This is a genomic window from Ferruginibacter paludis (assembly GCF_030409685.1).
Taxonomy (GTDB): domain Bacteria; phylum Bacteroidota; class Bacteroidia; order Chitinophagales; family Chitinophagaceae; genus Ferruginibacter; species Ferruginibacter paludis.
On the sequence record NZ_JAUFQJ010000024.1, the window covers coordinates 119,545 to 138,464 of the forward strand.

Genomic DNA, 18,920 nt, shown 5'->3' on the forward strand with positions numbered 1-18,920 from the left:
AAAAATAGCCATCCATTAATCGTCCAGGGTTGTTTTTAATATCCTTGCAGGGTTGCCGGCAATCACCAGGTTATCGCCAAACGATTTTGTAACCACACTGCCGGCACCTACTATTACATTGTCTCCTAATTGTACCCCCGGTAATATTACGGCGTTGGCACCTATCCAGCAGTTACTCCCTATTCTAATTGGGCCTATTGATTTATCGTGTTTTGAAAAATCACTCTTATTATGATTGGCAGATATTATTTTTATGCCCGGTGCGAAAATAGTGTGGTCTCCAATGTAAATCTTGTTGATGCCTTGAATATAACAACCGCCTGAATTGGCAAAATACCGGGCAACATCTTTTCCTAAAAAAATAGTTTTACTTACTGTAGAAGTATAATGCACCATAAAAGGAACTTCCGCGTTAATTCTGAAAATTTTCTGGCATATAAAATTCACCACTCTTAATCCCAAAAAGCAAGGTGAAAAAAGATACGCTACCAAATTTACAGGTTCATTTTTCTTCCAGTTTTTATACTTATACTTTGACAACATCAGGGATGCACTTTAAATAATCTGAAAATCAACGAATCAAACAACGACCAGATTGGTTTATAAATTGAATATATTTTAGGTGAGAGATTAAAGAAGAAGCCATCCCGCCAATAATATTTATTGCAGCTCTTTATAGGGCAACGCTTTATTCCCAGGTTGTTTAATTCCATCACTACATTGTTGCGCCTTAACAAGCCCTTGTTTCTAAAACTTGAGTTGATCGCGAGTAAAATAAATTTGCAAAGGGGTTGATTTAGAAACTGTTTTTGTTGCGCATTTATTAAAGTAGATTGTTGAAACCTGAAAAGATTGTTAGCTGCAATAATAAAGCCTTTGATGGCCCTGTCAGTATAAAACAAACCAGAGTTGGTGGCAGACCCAAGCCGGGTAGTACGCAGGTAAAATTTGTTTCCATCGAAAATGCATCGCTCCGCCAGGCACATTACCCTTGCTAAAAACTCTCCATCTTCCAGGTAGGGTATTGCCGCCAAATTGCGAAGCTGGTATTTGTTTATAAATGCCGTTTCAAAAAGAATCGCCACTGATCTGTCAGGGTCAATAGTGCCATCTCCCCTTGAAATTTTATAGGCATTGATTCCATCATATACTTTCCCGCTTTCTTTAGCAAAGAGAATTTTCTTTTTAACTGAATTATCCGCTAATAAAAATGTAAAACCCAGAAATGCCACCTGTGCCCGTTTTTCATTGGCCACTTCCAGAATGCGGGAAAATGTATTCGGTTCTACATAATCATCCGGATCAATAAAAATAAGGTAACGGCCGGATGCTTTGTCAATACCTGCATTTCTTGCCAATGACACACCTTTGTTTTCCTGGTCGATAAAAACAATATTATCAAACTGCTGAATGAGTTGAAGTATAACAGCCCTGCTGTTATCAGGAGAGCCATCATTGATTACTATAATTTCATACTCATTGCGGGGTATGTCCTGATTTTGAAGGCTAAGAATACATTTTTCAATATAGTCCTCCACATTGTAAACAGGAATAATTATACTTAGTTTCATGAAACAGTCAAATATTTATTACTACCTGTTAATTTTATCAGCCTTTTAAAAAACAACTTTTTAAACTAGTGTTAAGTTGGGTGTGAATTGGCAATAGTGAATGGTCAATTATTCACTATTGACCATTCACTATTCACAAACCGAACCTTCATTTGATTCTTAACGTAACACTAGCAAAGGCTTGGAATATTAAGCAATAAAAAGTGGCCAAATAGGATAGCTGATCTTGAAATGCTATTTAATTAAATCATTGACAGCAATATTATAATTTAATAGCAGGGCTACTACAGGATTCGATATCAACGTGTTTACACTGATAGAATAGAGACCCATACGGGTAGATATAATAATAAAAAACAATAAGGCGGGGGAAAGAATCAGAATTTTATTCCTTATAAATTTTTCATTAGCTACATTTTGTACATAAAAAATGAGCAGGGGCAAAGCAGAGAGTGAAGCCACGGCCAAAAAACGGCCTCCCGATGGCAGCGAGCTCATAAAATTGGCAAACCCCCAAAACAGCAGTGTGAATGCAAGGCTGTTTGAAAATGCTCTATTAACCCGCCCAATTTTTCTGTATATAAAAAAAAGAAAAACAAGCAATGCCATTAATGGCCATTGCAGGCATTGCAAATATATTTTGGCATGCAGGCTTTCATTTTCGGTATCGGCAAACCCTGTTCCTTCCCTATAATCCTGCACCCTTTCTTCACCCCTGTAAGATGCGGTTCGCTCATCCAGATCCTCGGGGGCATTTTCCTGAATAAATGTATTTAAGCCTGCAATGTTAATTTCTGAACTAACCATTGAAGCCAGGAAAAAACAAAAGAAAAATAAGGTTCTGTTTCCCAATAACAGGTAGATTGATAATACTGCCATGGGCACTAAAAAAGAAAAATGTACCAGGATGGCAAGCGCACAGAAAAGGATCGATTTTTTTTTGCCTTCAAAAATAAATGGGAGCAATCCATAAATGAATATTTGTACAGCGGTATGAAACCGGAAGCCATTGATATTCCAAAATGGATTCACTAAAAAAAAGCAAGCCATTAATAATATGGTAAGTGGCTTAATTTTCCCCCGGAGGCGATCTAACAAAAACCAGAAATTACGGGTAAAAAAGAAACCAAAAATAAAGGCGTAGATAGCTGTTAATACCTGCTGATTGTCTGTAATCCTTGAAACACCAATGGCAATGGTGAGCCGTGCAATATCAATATCATCATTTTGTTGATATAAATTTATTATTTCTCCAAAACTTAAATCCTGGTTGTAAAGATCCTTAATTTGCTGCGCATACCTGGTAATATCTGCCGTACTTTCACCTGTAGAAGTTTCTTTCGACATCCCAAATGTAAAACCATAGAAAACAATAAAAGCCCAAACAATGTTTTTTGCCCAGGGTGCCTTATAGTTCTTTAACGCAATAATCGCGGTTAAAAAAGGGAATATCAGGAAAAGATACCAACTATCTCTGTTGGAATAAGTTATTGCCATTGATAAATGAAGCCATTAAACAAATGAATTAACATATTTTTTAAATATAGGTGTCTGTGGCTATCCATTAAATGATAAAATCCGCTCCACAATCCGTTCTGCAGTATTCCCATCCCATAAAGCGGGGATGGTTCCTTTTTTCCAATTGCCATTAAATAATTTTTCGAGGGCCATTTTTATTTTTACAGGTTGAGCACCCACCAATTCATTGGTTCCAATTTCACAGGTTTCTGGGCGCTCTGTATTATCTCTCAATGTCAAACATGGAATTCCAAATACAGTTGCTTCTTCTGTAATACCGCCTGAATCGGTAATAACAGCTTTCGAATTACTTACAAGGAAATTAAATTCGAGGTAGCCCATCGGATCAACCAGGTGCATGTTCTCTGCCTCAATTCCGAGATCGGTAAAGATTTTCGCAGTTCTGGGATGTATGGGAAAAATAACAGGAAGCCCATTCACATTATTTAATATAGTTTCTATAATTTCCTTCAGTTTTCCAGGTTCGTCTACATTTGCCGGGCGATGTAAAGTCAACACAACAAACTGTTTCTTTTCCAACTTTAATTTAGCCCAGATAGCCGGTTCCCTAAACTTATGCTGATTGGCCATCAGCGTATCAATCATTACATTACCGGTAAAAAAAATTCGGGTTTGTTCCACACCTGCCTTTAGCAAATTTCCCCCCGCCCATTTCGTTGTTGTAAAAAAATAATCGGTAATGCTATCTGTAACCATGCGGTTAATTTCCTCCGGCATGCTTAAGTCGAAAGACCGGATACCTGCTTCAATATGGGCCACCTTTGTATTTAATTTTTTGGCCACAATGCTGCAAGCCATTGTAGAGGTAACATCGCCCACAACAATTACCAAATCAGCAGGATTAGCCACCAGTTCCTTTTCAAAAGCTATCATAATAGCTGCGGTTTGTTCAGCCTGGGTTCCACCTCCACATTCCAGGTTTATATCAGGCTGTGGTATGTTTAATTCTATAAAAAAAGTGTCGCTCATTTTAGGGTCATAATGCTGACCGGTATGTACAAGCCGGTAAGCGATTTTTTCTCCGTTTTGCTGTGCTTTTTTTATAGCATGAATTACTGGTGCAACTTTTATAAAATTGGGCCTTGCTCCGGCAATTATTGTAGTCTTCATTTGTCTTAAAATAAGTTTCTCAATTTTCTCTCTTGAGTAATTAATATTTTTTTTAATATTTATTTATAAAATGGATCTTTACTTATATCCTTTGCCAATTTCTTCTTTAGGTAGAGAAAATATTTAAAAGGGTTTATCCAGGATGTCAGGAAAGTCCTTAACAACCTGTTGAATCCGGTATTTCTGTTTAACCGGTCATTTTTAAAAATTTGGGAGCCATACCAAATCAACCGCTCATTCCATCGGATATCCCATGGCAAATTTGGATAAATATATTCTCTACGAAACTTCTCAGTACGAAAATAGTTTGGCTTAATCAGATATTCTGTTGTCATATTGTTGGTAGCCATCCCATGTTGCCTGTACCTAACGGTTTCCTTCTCCATAAAATGAAGTTTATAACCGGCCTTCGTAAGGTTCAACCACAATGGATAGTCTTCCTGTAACTGTACCTGCTCATTAAACCCTCCTACAGCTATTTGTGTTTGACGGTTTATAAAACTCGAAGGTGTGAAGGTAATTCTATCGGAAATTAATAATAATCGGTATTGCTCTTCTGCCGTTATTTCTTCATTAATAATATTTCCAGGCTTCTGAGCGGGTATTATTCGGATAAAATTCTTTTCTTCAAAAGTATCCAGGTATGTTTTAGCATAAGAAAATAGGATTTTTGCATCGGGTTTGCTTTCGATATAATGCATATTGTCTTCAATACAATTTGGAAACAATGCATCGTCTCCTGCACAATATTTAATCCATTCACCATCGGCCGCGTTTAACCCCCGGTTACAATTTGCCGCGATCCCGGTATTTTTCGGTACGGTAATAATTTCCGTTCTTACAAAACGATTTTTTTTACCTGCCATCCAATCGCGGCAAAGGGAAACTGTATTGTCTGTAGAGTAATCATCCGTAATGATCAACTCCAATTCCTGCCATGTTTGCGCAGCAATACTTTCCAGAGCTTCCATCAAAAAACGGGCAGAATTATAGGTAACAACAATAATGGAAACTAGTGGCTGCATTTAATATTTTTATCATTTTAGATTTTTTCCAAAATCAAGATGCTCCTATTTTTTAATGATTGTAAAAAAGGATTATTTAAATTTATTAAGAATTGAAAGGATTCCAATTCTTTTATCAATTTCTCTCGCTGAATACCATCCGATCATTAAAAAAATAATCGTGCCACTATAATAAGCCACCGGGTAACCATACAACCGGGCTATTAAAAAAGCAATCAGGCAGCCTACAAATTGAATGCTGAATATTTTTATAAAAGTGTTCGAGAAAGAAAATTGATACTTCGAAACACAGACAATCCAAACAAATAAAAATGATAAAATAAATCCGAAAGTAAAAGAGATACCAAGGCCCTCGAGACCAAGATAATGATAACCTAAAATATTTGAAAGTAATACCACAACACCCCCTGCAACTTCAATTATCAAAAACAATTTGCCATCTCCTTTTGCCGCAATTATAAATCCCAAACTCCAGGTGGCCGCCTTTAACAACAATCCTAAAACCACCCATTGCACAAAAACAATAATCGGGATAAAATCTTTTGATAATAATATCCGGATAACCAGGGGAGTTGTAGAGATCAGCAAAATCAACAATGGTGCAATTATTAGCAGGGATATTTCTGCCTGTTGGTTTACCACTTCATTTACTTTTTCCCTGTCTTTATTTACGGCAGCCAGCCTCGGGAAAAAATCGGTGCCCATAGCGGTAAAAATAAGTCCCACATAACCATCCGTAAGACTCCAACCTGCCTGGTATAAACCAACATCCGCAATACTGCCGGTTCTGCTGATATAAATATTTACAAGATAGCTAACAGCTACGCCTACAAAGCCACTAAGCGTCATCATTATCCCCAGCTTTGCCATTCCAAGGCCCTCGCGATAGCTCGCTTTATAACTAACCGTAACTTTTTCTGTTTTTATTCTTCGGGCATAATACCAGGTAAGCAGTAATGTTATTAAGGCCGTAATAATAAAAGTGGGCACAATCCCCTTAATACCAAAATAATAATATAAAGGCAGGGAAGCCAGCAGCCCGAGTACTGAACCAGTTACACTGGCCTGGGCCATGTCTTTAATCCGGCGCATGCCTCTTAATAGCGCCCCCTGACCAGTACTAATTGCATTGATAATGAAGGTAACCGATAACCAAACAAATGCAAGGGTATATTCCTTGTTTCCAAAGGTCCATTGACTTAACTGCGATGCCAGCAACAAGGAGGCCAGCGCACCAATAATACCCGTAAACCAAACCCAACGTCGAAAGACTGTAATTACCCTGGATATGCGGTTTATATCCCCGGTTCCATTTGCTTCTGATATGTCCTTAACCGCACTAAATCCAAGGCCTAAACCACTTAAAGTGCTTATTAAAGTGGTGGTAGATTTAAGTAAACCAAAAACCCCCATGCCGGCTGCTCCTAAAAGTACCGCAACAAATTTTGCCCTTACAATTGAAAGTATAATATTAAAGACTTGTACACCGCCGAAAATAGAAGTTGCTTTAAATATCTGCCTGTAAGCACTTTGCTCTTTACTCATATAGTTGCCTGATTATCTTTGCCGGTACACCGCCAATAATAACATTTGCCGGAAATTTCCCAGTTACAATAGCACCGGCTCCTACAATTGTATTATCACCTATTTCCGAATTTTTAAGAATGGTAACATTATTACCAATCCAAACATTTCGTCCAATAATAACTTTTCCTATTTCGCCTACTTCTCCCCTTTTATCAGGTGCCATTCCGTGTCCTTCATGATCTATTATAGAAACACCTTGTCCGATAAGTGTATCATTTCCTATTTCAATTAATTGTGCCGCACAGAGAATTAAATTGTTATTTGAGTTAACATTATCACCAATTACAATTTCAGCAGATGTGTATCGTGGCTGTATCTCAATTAATCCCCTGTGAAAATTGCCCCCTAATTTATAACCAAATGAACATTTTGTTCCTATGGACACTTTACCATTACCCGATACAAGTATCTTTTGATTACATACCGGATAATCTTTAAAGATTACATCCTTGCGAATAATTTTTTGAAAATTGGGCAAAATGAATTTGAATAACCTTTTATAATAAAGTCGGCCCAAACGAAAAGGCAGGGTAATCCTAAAATAAAGTCCTTTTAAAATTCGATTGGTGAGTGGATTCATTTACAACTGACTATTGTACAGATTCATTATTTCAGCGACTCTTTTAACTTCATTTTCTGTCATTACAGGGCTGATGGGAAGACTTAATACTTCGTTGTGAATTTGTTCCGTTACCGGTAGGCTCAAACCATTTAATTCTTTGTAGGCTACTTGTTTATGAGGCGGAATGGGATAATGAATCAGCGTTTGAATACCGTTTTCCGTAAGAAAAATTTGCAACTTGTTCCGGTCGGGTGTTCTGATAACAAAGATATGCCAGGCGTGGGAAACTGAAAAAGCTGTATAGCCAGGTAAAATTATTTCAGGATGATGAATGTTGTCGCAATAGTATTGGGCAATTTGAGTTCGGCGTTTATTTTCGGTATCTATATATTTCAACTTTACATCGAGCAAAGCGGCTTGTATTTCATCCAGGCGACTGTTAAGCCCCTGGTATTTGTTTACATATTTTTGTGTGCTTCCATAATTTGCTAATGCCCTGATTATAACTGCCAACTCATCATCATTGGTGGTTACAGCACCTGAATCCCCCAATGCACCAAGGTTTTTTCCGGGATAAAAACTAAATCCAGCTGCATCGCCCAATGCCCCGGTTCTAACAACTTCATTTTGTTTATTCGCATATCCTGCACCAATAGCCTGTGCATTGTCTTCTATCACCTTAAGATGATACTTTTGGGCGATAGCGCTCAATCGTTCAGACCAGCAAGTTTGACCATATAAATGTACTACCAGTATCGCCTTTGTTTTTTCGGTAATTTGGTTTTCAACTAAATCAATATCCAGGTTGTAGGTATTGATATGGGGTTCCACCAATATTGGCTTTAACCTGTTGTCAGTTATAGACAGTATGGAAGCGATGTAAGTATTAGCAGGTACAATAATTTCATCTCCTTCCTGCATTACTCCCATTTCAATATATGCTTTCAACACCAGCCGTAATGCATCCAACCCATTTGCAACACCAATTGCATGTTTAGTTCCAATATATGCGGCTAAATTGTGCTCAAAGTTTTTCACTTCGTTACCCAACAGGTACCAACCACTATCTATTACCCTTGCTGCAGCTTCCTTTAGTTCTGCTGCATATTGTTGATTTATTTGTTGAAGGTCTAAAAATTTAATCATGGATTTAATTGTTAAGATTTAACTAGTGATTATTTGATTGATCTTTCAATTTCGAGTCTACTACACAAATTAAATCACCTACGTTTTGTATGCTTGCCAGTTCTCTTATTTTAAAGCTTATATGAAAATAAGTTTCTACTTCTTTGATCATAATCAGGTGTGCCAACGAGTCCCATTTTTCTACATCCCTGGATGACATCCGCTCTGTGAGTACTAAACCTGGTTCTGCAAAAACTTTTCTGAAGATTTCTGTCAGACCGTCTAATGTTTTATTTTCCATTATACATTGCTTTTAATTTTAAACGCCCAGTTTCATTAAAATTTTCGACCGACCGGGGAGGTAATCCAAAATGGCATCAGTGGAACATTCAACTTCGCCTATTTTTTTAAAACCACATTTTTCGTAAACGCGGATAGCAGGAAGATTGTTTCCAAATACCTGAACATGTACCTCTGTTAAGGTATCCATTTTGGATTTCGATCGTTCTATTTGTGCTTTAATAAGTTGCTGAGTTAGGTTGTTTCCTCTGTGATCCGGGGAAACATAGACCAACCCAATTTGTAATACCCCCCTTGCAACTTCGATGTGTAATTCACCTATTATATTTGAAATAGTTGATGCCCTTTTTATAACTTCAAGGGGAAGTGTACATGCTAACAGACTTCCCTTCATTGAGGTTGAAGAAACGCCCTCCTCTCCTTCCAGCCAGGCACCAACTGCTGCAGCTATTTCGCCATGTCTTTCGGCAACAAGGAAACTACTCAATGATAATTCACATCCATCAATTTCTTCCTGCAGTATTTTTTGCAAACAATCATTGGTTTCCTGAATCGATAACCCGAAAATGGTAGCATAACTTAATCTTTCGCTACCGCTTTTTTCTGCCTCAATAATTGTTTCAACTAAAAACGGGATATCCTGAATAGTTGCCCTTCTAATTGTGTAACTATTCATTTATAACAAAGCATCTTTAAGTTTATTTCGATCGATTTTTCCACTGGTATTGATTGGAAATTCTGTTATGAATTTATATGTAGTTGGAATCATGTAGGGAGGTAGCTTTAATCGCAGATAATTATCAACAGTTAACCGGTCCATATCAGGCGATTCAATTATAAGTCCAATCTCGGTATTGCCTGATGCACCAATAAAAGGAATGGCTATAGCATTTTTGCCCTCCAAAAATGACCTTGCATGGCCTTCAATTTCACCTAATTCCACCCGATACCCTTGTATTTTTGCCTGGTTATCAATTCTTCCCGAGTACATTAAATCACCTTCTACATCAATATAACAGAGATCGCCTGTATGGTAAAATCGTGTAGCAATATTATTATAATTCAATTGAAAAAAAGATTCACTGTTCTTTTCCTCATTTTTCCAGTACCCAGGTGTTAGTTGTTTGCCTGCAATACAAAGTTCACCCTTCTGGCCTTTTTCCAGCACCCTATTATGATCGTCCACAATTACAGCCTCAAACCCGTCCATCGGTTTGCCAATGCTTAACAACCCATTATATGATTTTATTCCTTTTTCAAAATCCACCTTATAGTAAGTGCAATAAATAGTGCCTTCAGTTGGACCATAAAAATCATATACTTCAGCGTTGGGAATACAATGATGCCACGCTGCAATCAAATCCATTGGTGATGCTTCAGCAGTAAGAATACAATATTTCATAGACGGAACCCTGATCTCATCAAAATAAGGTTTAAGGAATCGAAGCATAGAAGGTGCCATTGATCCAAAAGTTAATTGATGATCTTCCAGCAATGTAAAAACATAACTGTATTTTATTTTTTCTGTTGGAATTGTATAAACGCAGGCGCCTTTTAATAGTGGAATGAGATACGATTGCACCGAAACATCAAATGTAAGATCAAAGCATTGCAAACATTTATCCTGTTCATCTAACACAATACCTGTTGCCCAAAAAGAGGCAACAAAAGAAGCAATGTTATTTCTGTTTATTGCAACACCTTTGGGCTTTCCTGTTGTTCCGGAGGTAAACAGGATATAGGCTAATTCATTTTCTGAAAAATCGATTAAATCACTAAAATTATTGGGGGCGTTTTCCAGTGTTCCAGTATTAACTACTGATACCCCTTTGAAGTTTGCCTTGCCTGCTGAATCAAAAACAACCCCAAGGTTAACCTGGCTAATAATCTCCAAAGATCTGCTTACAGGCTGCAGCCCATGTAGAGGGATATAGGCTTTTCCTTCCATCCAAATTGCAAAAATAGAAGCGTAGGTTTCAATATCATCATTGGTAATTAATCCAATATATTGTTGACCGGAAGCAGTTGCTTTTATTTTATTCCGGATTTTTGAAATTACTTCTCCAAATTGTTTGTAAGTAAAAAAACGATTGTCGATGCAAAATGCATGCTGCTGGCTTTCGCTTTCAATAAATTCAACAATTGGGTTAATAATTAAGTTTCTAAAACTCATAGTTCCCATTAACTTATTAATTGTAGTTAGTTGCTGTTAAAATTTGGGCTTAAAATCCCGGTACTCACCATATGTCTTTGCAGAGATAGGAGATTTTTTTGCCGGGTTTCCGACATATACGCTATCCGCTTCCGTACTTTTAGTTACAACGGCGGCCATAGCAATAAAGCAGTCTTCCCCTATTTCGAGTGTATCAGAAATAGATGAGTTAATACCTAAAAAACAATTTTTCCCAATTTTTGTCAACCCCGCTATTATTACGTGTCCTGCTAAAAAGCAATTATCTCCTATAATGGATCGGTGCCCAATATAATTACCACCCCACAAAATTACATTGTCACCAATTTTTACAAATGGTTGCAATACATTGCCACTTAAAATAAAACAGTTATCTCCAATTGCTACATTATGCCAGACAGATGCACCGGAGCTGATATACGAAGCAAATTGGTACCCTTTTTCTTTTGCGAGATTAAACATCCTGGTTCTTGCAGTATTTAAGTTGGTGGAAATAATAGCAACAAATACTTTATACTCTTTTGGTGGAAAGTAAGTCTCACATTCTTCAAAAGGCACTACCGGTAAGCCTAAAAATTCACTTTTGTCCAGGTATTTTATTTCAACCGCAAATCCACAAACCTCGTAGAAAGAATCATGCGTAAAATATTCGTAGGCTAAATGAGCCGTTTCCCCTGCACCTATTAAAAATATTTTTTCTTTTTTTTTCATTTGTAGAATTTATTTGAATCAATCTCTTCCTGTATGCTGCATTTGATAAAGAGCAGTAAAGAATTACCCGGTCTCATTTCCAGGTAAATGAAAACCGCAGCGAGGTAATGCATTCATGTGTTTCCTTAAACCTGAGTAATCCCTCATTAGGCACACCCGATTCAGTAGATTTACCCAGGTCGATAAATTGAAATCCGGCCTTTTTATAAAAACACCACAACTGAAAAACAAGAAAATCCATTGCCCTTGCCGGTCTGCCTTCCATAGCATCTCCCCAAAAAACTGCGAATGAAATTTTTGAATTAATTCTATAAAAAATTGCGGCGGCTAACATTTCACCGGCAGGGTTTATTACCTTAAAATAATCGGTAGCAAACAGTTTACCTGCTTCCTGCAAATCATTGAATGTCATAAAAATTGGGCGACCTACCCTTGCCCTGTTTTCCACTATCAGGTTATAAACCAACTCCATCTCATTTACATCATTTACCAAACAAAAAGCAAGCTTATTTTTTACTGCCTGGTTATAATAAGTTCTTGTGGCGCCGTGTGTAAAAGCCTCCTGAAATTGAGTTAAGTCAACCCAATTGGTAATATCGGGCGTTTGCATTTTAAAACCCAGTCGTATAAATGTATTGGCGACTTTTGAATTGAAAGAATGGGAATAAATATCAGGAGGAAGAGTAACATGAATATTATTCCATTTTTCAAGCTCAGCGTACGCCATCAAATCAATCATAAAACTTTCGATCGCTGCAGGGTAAACATTATCATGCTTAAAATGAAAACCACCGAATGGGGCAGAAAATGGTGACAATAAAATCCCGTCCTTTACGCCAGCCATTAATCCCATTTGAACCTTATCGGTATCCTGAATTAAACGAACTATTTTATCTGCTTTTCCCTCATTCAGTTTCAAAAATGATTCTGAAACAAAAGGATTTGGATCAATGGGCAGGTAATAGTTAAATTGCGATGGCTCAACATTCAATATCATTCAGCATGAAGGTTTTTTGTATATTCAATAAAGGATTGGTAGTCTCTGATATAATCATCTGCACTGTAAGTATGCGAGGCTAATACCAGGCAGATAGCACCTGAAGAAAAACTTTTTTCTGCTGCCCATATTCCGGGAGGAATGTGTAAACCGTGGTACGGCCGGTTAAGCATCATGGTCCTTTTGGTTTTACCATCATTTAATTCAATTTCAAAACTTCCACTCGCTGCAATTAAAAACTGGTGGCATGCTTTGTGCGCATGTGCACCTCTATCTTCACCGCCAGGGATATCGTAAATATAAAAAATGCGGTTGATGTCAAAGGGTATTTCGCGGCTATTGTTAATGGCGGTAATGCTTCCATTTCTATCACCCAATTGGGGTAACCCGATAATAGAACAATTAAATACAGTAGGCCGACTCATATTCAACTTAATTTTTTAACAAATTAATATCCCTTATATAATCATCAGGATTAAATTGACCGCTCGAAACGTGCAATCCTAATGCGTTGGTTGAAAAATTTTCCATATGCCTCCAGGTTAATGCAGGCACATACAATCCGTAATAGCTTCGGTTCAATGAAAATTTTTCAGTGGCACCATCCGGCCGGGTAATCACTACATCAAAACTTCCACTCAGCGCAATAATTATTTCCTGTTGGCTTTTGTAGGCATGTCCTCCCCTCATTTCTCCACCGGGCACGTCATAGGTCCAAAAAACCCGTTGAATTTTGAACGGTAGTTGGTCTTGTTCCTGTAAAAAGGTAAGATTGCCCCGCGGATCTGTAATTTTTGGAAATTGAATTAGCTGAATTTTCATGACTAATTATTTGTGTAAAATACAGGCAACTAAATACTATTTGTTAAACAATCTCTTCTTTATTTTCCGGAGAAATTTATTGCCTTGTTTGTCATCGGTGTAGCCATATCCGTAACCATAGCCATAACCGTAACTGTATCCATAGGATTTGCCTAGAATTTTTTTATTTACTATACCATTTAATGCAATATTCATATTGGGTAGAGATGCCTTTTTAGAAATATCAGCAATCAAACTTAAAAATGAGGTATTGGTATAATTGTGCCTTATAATGTAAATTGTAGCATCCGCAATGGTACCGATTATTTTCGCATCGGTAACTGCGGCTACCGGCGGACTGTCTATAATAATATAGTCAAATTGTTGCTTTAAACTGGCGATTAACTCAAAAAATTTTGCATTACCCAACAGTTCGGCCGGGTTGGGGGGGACCGGACCAGAGGATATCAGCGATAGGTTTTCAATACCGGGAACAGCTTTAATAATTTGCCTTTCATCTTCTTTTCCAATGATGTAGTTGCTGATGCCTATGGTATTTTCTAATCCTAATGCCTTGCTTACTTTTGGTTTACGTAAATCGCACTCCAGTAAAATTACCTTATCACCGGTAAGGCTTAAACTAATAGAGGTGTTGATGGCCACAAAACTTTTTCCCTCTTTTGGAATGGAGGACGTAATTAAAATTACTTTGCATTTATCTTTTGCATTGGTTGTAATATAATTCAGATTTGTCCTTAGCTCCCTAAACTGTTCGGCAATCAGGCTGCGTTTTCCGTGCGCTACAACAACGGGCGAATATTGATGGTGGGCTGCAAATACCAGCTCTGCTAAAACCGGCAGGCCAAGGAGGTTTTCAATTTGAGATCTGAAAAGCACCGTTTGGTTAGTGAATTCGAATAAAAATATAAACAGGATGCAAATAAATAATGCGGTAATAATACCAAGGGCATAAGTTCTTTTTGGAATCGGGGATATAATTCCATGGGATCCGGGTTTTTCCAGCACCCGGTAATTGGGCACTATAGCAGCTGCTGCTATGGCAGATTCTTCTCTTTTTTGCAGCAAAAAGGTATAAATGGCACTCTTGATACCCTGCTCCCGGCTGATATCAATTAAAGTTCTTTCTTTTACAGGAATTTTATTTAAACTGCCGTTTAACCTGGCATTATCATCCTGAAACCGTTGCCGGCCAACCAATAAATTATTTCTTAAATTATTGATACTGGTTAAGATGCTGGGCTTTAATTTATTAACCTGGTCCTCGTATACCTGGTTCTGTGGGTTCTTGGGGCCTGACACCTGTCGGCTGGCTTCCAGCGTAAATTCGGTTTGATATAATTGCCCAAGCAAGTCTGTTAACACCGGATCAGTCAGTCCAAGGGAAGCGGGTATGGGATTTTTATTGCTATTTCTCCCCCGCACATATTGCTCGGTTTCATTTAATATATCCAGTTGTATGTTTGCCTCAGCTATTTTGGAATCAGCTTCTTTTATCTTATCCAGGTAAAACTCCCCTTCTTTACTAAGATCAACAATTCCTTCTTTTGTTTTGTAAGCGGATTGTTTTTGTTCAACACCATTCAATTCATCGGCTACCAGCCTTAACCTGGCATCCAGAAATTTCTGCGTGTTTTCGTACATTTTACTTTTATAGTCAACTGTAGAAGTACCATAAATATAAATCAGGTTTTCAAGAATATCCACAGCCCGTTCAGGAATTATATCTGTTAATGTAAGGTCAACAATGGAAGATATTTTTGTAATCGGCGCTACACTTAATGCGCCCTTAATTCTCCCAATAGCAGCATTTATAGGTTGAATGGATATAGTTGCCTTATCCAATGGTGCTAGTTCCGTATACTGCCGGTTATTGATCCAGCGGATGTTCCCAATGGGCGAAGGTACAAGCGTATCCATGGGATATAATATCCCGTTAAACTCAATTTTATTACCTATCATTTTTGCCTCCCCGATCGTCGTATTTCTTATTTGTTCGGGGTTCTCCAGTTCCAGTTTAAATGGCAGACTGTTATAAAATTCGGTAGATTTTATCCTGCCCTTACCTATATACAAGATATTCAGCTGCAATTTTATAACCACTTTTTTAACCAACTCTGAGGAAGTAATTACCTGCATTTCCCGCTCCGTTTCAGCGCTGTTACTTTTGTATTCGATCCGCATAATCTCCTGCAGATTGGTACTTTTTTGTTGTGAGTCATCATTCACCACCATTCTTGCACTGGCCAGGTATACAGGCACCTGGTACCTTAAATAGATATTCGCACCTACTATCCCCAGCACCAGTAATATCACTACAAAGGGCCAATAAGGCAAAATCCGGTACACCAACCGTTGAATTTGCTCCCCCCGTTCTTTTGAGTTTGACGTTTCGCTATTGTCCGATAAAATTGGTGCCATTGTGGTGAAAGCAATTGATTATTTACGAAGATTAATGATTGTAAGCAGCAAAGACAGGCCAACTGCCGCCAGGCCTAGATACTGTGGTACCCCTTTACGGGCGATAAATTTTGACTTTATGGGTTCAACATACACGATATCATTCGTTTTGAGATAATAATAGGGCGAATTAAAAAGGTCTTTTGACAACAGGCTTACCCTGGCGAAATTTCTTTTGCCATTTACTTCCCTTATCACCAGTATATTGTCTCGCTTTCCAAATTCTGTAATATCCCCAGCTACACTGAGTGCCTCGAGGATGGTTATTCGTTCGTTTGGCATGTTGAACCTTCCCCTGATCGTAACTTCCCCCATTACCGAAAAATAGTAGTTTAAAAACCGCACGTTTACAATGGGGTTTTTGGTATACTCTTTAAATAATTGTGTCAGCGTATCTTCCAGTTGCAAACGTGTCAGTCCTTCGGCCTGCAATTTGCCAACATAGGGAATCTTTATGCTTCCGTCGGCTTCTACAAGATACCCTGTTACACCTCCCGCCGGGAGTCCACCAGCAACTGAGACAACCGCATTTCCCGAATTTAGAATGGGCAGGTCCAAAGGATTGCTTCCACCCACAGTAATGGCAATCTGGTCATTTTTTTGTATCAGGTTTTGAAATTCCGTCTGCGCCTGGTTGATATTCGATTTAGCAGTTGTATCCTTTAAATCGTTCAGATAAATTACCTGCCTGGAGGATGTACAGGAAAACAGGGCGCAATAAAGCAATATCAAAAGGAAGGAAGAAAGAATTTTACCTTGTATTAATACACGCATAACGTAATAATCATTACTAAAAGATGAAGATAATCTATTGTATATTATTTTGGTGCCAAAATGAAATTTTGTGGCAGCTGGCTTTGAAAATTAATATAGACTTGAATAAAAGCAGCCTATTGTAGCGATGAGTCGTTAGTTGACACAGGAGCGCATGGCTTCGCCTACCTCAATCACAGAGATTTAAAGAGTCAATGAAAAAAGAAAATCTATTGAAATGAATAAAATTAATCAGCCAATAATCGATCTGATACTTCTTACGCCTTCAGCAGAACCTGGGATCCTGCCATAGGATTGGAGCAAATCCAGCCGGTGACACGATATCAAATTTGCGCAAAACTACTTGATTTGATTTACAATGAAAATTATAATCGGCTTCAAAATTAGCACCGGCAGGTTCGCTGTTCAATATTTTAATACAAAATGGTTATGTCGTATAAAAGATAAGTATTAGCTGTAATTGGATTTAATACAAGCGCATAGCCAACTCTTAGCTGATTAGTGTAAAGCTAGGTAGCCACATTTCTACGATCTTCCGAAATAAACCCAATATTAGATTCCAACTGTTGCCTGTTTAAAGGGAAACGTCCATTGTGTCAGTAACGGCTTTTCTGCAGCACTGCCTGGGCGTAAATACATAGGTTCATTGCCTGCCAGTAAACAGCCAGTATGGCTTCGACAATTCCAGCGCTTTGCAAAATAGAAAAACACATAGCAATGTTTTGCAAAATGTTCTACACCTTTTTTGGCAGCAGAACTCCCGACTGAATTTTTGGCTTTTTAAATGTTAATGGTAGTTTAAGTTGAACCGCATAACGGCTTACCTGCTTCACATACTACAATTGTACCTGTATCGTTCTATATTTGGTACCGGTGCGTCATCTGAACGTTAATTAACGCACAGATGACGCAGTAAAGCAACAGCAGGCAAGAGCCATGCAGAAATAAATATCCCGGTAAATTATCCCGTTACAAATCTATCATATGGCAATACAGTCCGCCACCTATTTAACAGGCAAAATAAACAACATCGTTTTTTACCAGCGGCTGGGTACTTATATTGCCAGATCCGTACCTGCAAAAGTAAAGCAATCGGCTGCTACAAGGGTTCGAAGCAAAAATTTTGGGATAGCTGCTGCCGCAGGCAGAATTTTACGCGGTAGCCTGCAACAGGCATTGCCATTTCCTAAAAACAAAATCATGCAAAGCCGTTTCTCGGGTGCCATTGCCCACTGGCTCGGCATAAACAATTGCGAAAGCCTCCCACCTCAAACCGGTCTGCCCTTTATAAGTGAGTTTTCTTTTAATGAATCCACCGGTATTAAAGAACGATGGAAACTGCCGCTGACCGTTACAAGAGTGGATGAGCAGTTGTTGCAATTGCAGATACCTGCCTTTACGCCCAAACAAGTCATCGCAGCGCCTGCGCATACTAGTCTGATAGCATGCACGATAATAGCAGCCTCCTGCAACCTCCAGTCTCCCACCGCCAAGGGAAGCTTTAGCACAACCTTAACCATTCCTTACACCGATATTCCAATACCGGCACTTCTGTTACCAATGGCCTTACCTGTAGCGGCCGGTTACCTGGTGGTTACGGTGGTATCATTTACCTACCTGCTTCAAAATGGGGAAAAAGAACAGCGTCCCGCCTTTATGCCATCGGGTGTTATAGATGCCCAGTATTGCTGAAAATGGCGGTAGAATATTTCGGCAGGTGCATCCCTTTTTAGGTAGGAACCTTCATAAAAAATCATCGAAAAATCGGGAATGCATTGAAAGCCCGTTCAACCCAAAATAAGCAATAAACTTTGTAGGAAAGGATGCGGCCATCTTTACAGTAAGGAGCAGCCAAGTGTTTTGCTGATAAACAATGTAGGCAAAGCATAGGTGGAAGTTGGTGTTCGCCATTGTTTAAGCTCAACAATTACTCCTTAGCATGCGGTGCCCCAAATTAAATCCGACAACAATTACCACGCCTCAACAGCAGAACAACAACCATGGAGGGAGCACAATGTATATCTGCATGTGCTACACGAAAAAATTCATTTCGTATCAAGAGGTTAAAACTGCCCTATTAAACAGCAACATTTAAATGGGATTGTTGGGCTGTAATATGGAAAACGCCCAGCAGCATATACATTGATGG

General features: G+C 38.4%; 18 protein-coding genes. 1 reads left to right on the top strand and 17 read right to left on the bottom strand.

Annotated features, from left to right (window positions below; all coding sequences use genetic code 11):
* Positions 1-15: 15 nt before the first annotated feature.
* The 17 genes from QWZ08_RS24850 to QWZ08_RS24930 form a co-directional block, all read right to left on the bottom strand.
* Positions 16-543 carry a DapH/DapD/GlmU-related protein gene (locus QWZ08_RS24850; protein WP_290340338.1) on the bottom strand — a complete coding sequence of 176 codons (528 nt, stop codon included), beginning with the start codon at positions 541-543 and terminating at the stop codon, positions 16-18.
* A complete protein-coding gene (locus tag QWZ08_RS24855) occupies positions 543-1,571 on the bottom strand; it encodes a glycosyltransferase family 2 protein (protein WP_290340339.1) in 1,029 nt (342 codons plus the stop codon). Before QWZ08_RS24855 ends, QWZ08_RS24850 begins: the two co-directional genes overlap by 1 nt.
* Before the next feature lie 234 nt (positions 1,572-1,805).
* A complete protein-coding gene (locus QWZ08_RS24860; protein ID WP_290340340.1) occupies positions 1,806-3,068 on the bottom strand; it encodes an EpsG family protein in 1,263 nt (420 codons plus the stop codon).
* A gap of 60 nt (positions 3,069-3,128) precedes the next feature.
* Positions 3,129-4,220, bottom strand: coding sequence for a non-hydrolyzing UDP-N-acetylglucosamine 2-epimerase (gene wecB, locus QWZ08_RS24865; RefSeq protein WP_290340341.1), 1,092 nt, complete (start codon positions 4,218-4,220; stop codon positions 3,129-3,131).
* 59 nt (positions 4,221-4,279) lie between these two features.
* On the bottom strand, positions 4,280-5,245 hold the full coding sequence (locus QWZ08_RS24870; protein ID WP_290340343.1) for a glycosyltransferase family 2 protein: 966 nt from the start codon (positions 5,243-5,245) through the stop codon (positions 4,280-4,282).
* Between the two features lie 72 nt (positions 5,246-5,317).
* Entirely contained in the window at positions 5,318-6,790 is a 1,473-nt protein-coding gene (locus QWZ08_RS24875) for an O-antigen translocase (protein WP_290340346.1), read from the bottom strand.
* Positions 6,783-7,412 carry an acyltransferase gene (locus tag QWZ08_RS24880; protein ID WP_290340348.1) on the bottom strand — a complete coding sequence of 210 codons (630 nt, stop codon included), beginning with the start codon at positions 7,410-7,412 and terminating at the stop codon, positions 6,783-6,785. Before QWZ08_RS24880 ends, QWZ08_RS24875 begins: the two co-directional genes overlap by 8 nt.
* A complete protein-coding gene (locus tag QWZ08_RS24885; protein WP_290340352.1) occupies positions 7,413-8,540 on the bottom strand; it encodes a DegT/DnrJ/EryC1/StrS family aminotransferase in 1,128 nt (375 codons plus the stop codon).
* Between the two features lie 22 nt (positions 8,541-8,562).
* Entirely contained in the window at positions 8,563-8,820 is a 258-nt protein-coding gene (locus QWZ08_RS24890; protein ID WP_290340354.1) for an acyl carrier protein, read from the bottom strand.
* Positions 8,821-8,838: 18 nt separating this feature from the next.
* Positions 8,839-9,495: a GNAT family N-acetyltransferase gene (locus QWZ08_RS24895; protein ID WP_290340355.1), complete on the bottom strand. Its 657-nt coding sequence runs from the start codon at positions 9,493-9,495 to the stop codon at positions 8,839-8,841.
* Complete coding sequence (locus tag QWZ08_RS24900) at positions 9,496-10,992, bottom strand: AMP-binding protein (protein WP_290340356.1); 1,497 nt, start codon at positions 10,990-10,992, stop codon at positions 9,496-9,498. It lies immediately after the preceding gene.
* 36 nt (positions 10,993-11,028) lie between these two features.
* Complete coding sequence (locus tag QWZ08_RS24905) at positions 11,029-11,721, bottom strand: acetyltransferase (protein ID WP_290340357.1); 693 nt, start codon at positions 11,719-11,721, stop codon at positions 11,029-11,031.
* Positions 11,722-11,794: 73 nt separating this feature from the next.
* On the bottom strand, positions 11,795-12,718 hold the full coding sequence (locus tag QWZ08_RS24910) for a GNAT family N-acetyltransferase (RefSeq protein WP_290340358.1): 924 nt from the start codon (positions 12,716-12,718) through the stop codon (positions 11,795-11,797).
* The gene (locus QWZ08_RS24915; protein WP_290340359.1) at positions 12,715-13,143 is read right to left on the bottom strand and encodes a sugar 3,4-ketoisomerase; all 429 of its coding nucleotides are present in this window, start codon (positions 13,141-13,143) and stop codon (positions 12,715-12,717) included. Before QWZ08_RS24915 ends, QWZ08_RS24910 begins: the two co-directional genes overlap by 4 nt.
* Positions 13,144-13,150: 7 nt before the next feature.
* Complete coding sequence (locus QWZ08_RS24920; protein ID WP_290340362.1) at positions 13,151-13,540, bottom strand: sugar 3,4-ketoisomerase; 390 nt, start codon at positions 13,538-13,540, stop codon at positions 13,151-13,153.
* Between the two features lie 36 nt (positions 13,541-13,576).
* On the bottom strand, positions 13,577-15,958 hold the full coding sequence (locus QWZ08_RS24925) for a GumC family protein (RefSeq protein WP_290340364.1): 2,382 nt from the start codon (positions 15,956-15,958) through the stop codon (positions 13,577-13,579).
* An 18-nt stretch (positions 15,959-15,976) separates the two neighbouring features.
* On the bottom strand, positions 15,977-16,771 hold the full coding sequence (locus tag QWZ08_RS24930; RefSeq protein ID WP_290340366.1) for a polysaccharide biosynthesis/export family protein: 795 nt from the start codon (positions 16,769-16,771) through the stop codon (positions 15,977-15,979).
* A gap of 984 nt (positions 16,772-17,755) precedes the next feature.
* On the opposite strand from QWZ08_RS24930, the gene QWZ08_RS24935 reads away from it, so the two are divergent.
* Positions 17,756-18,463 carry a hypothetical protein gene (locus tag QWZ08_RS24935; protein ID WP_290340367.1) on the top strand — a complete coding sequence of 236 codons (708 nt, stop codon included), beginning with the start codon at positions 17,756-17,758 and terminating at the stop codon, positions 18,461-18,463.
* The last annotated feature ends 457 nt before the right edge of the window (positions 18,464-18,920 follow it).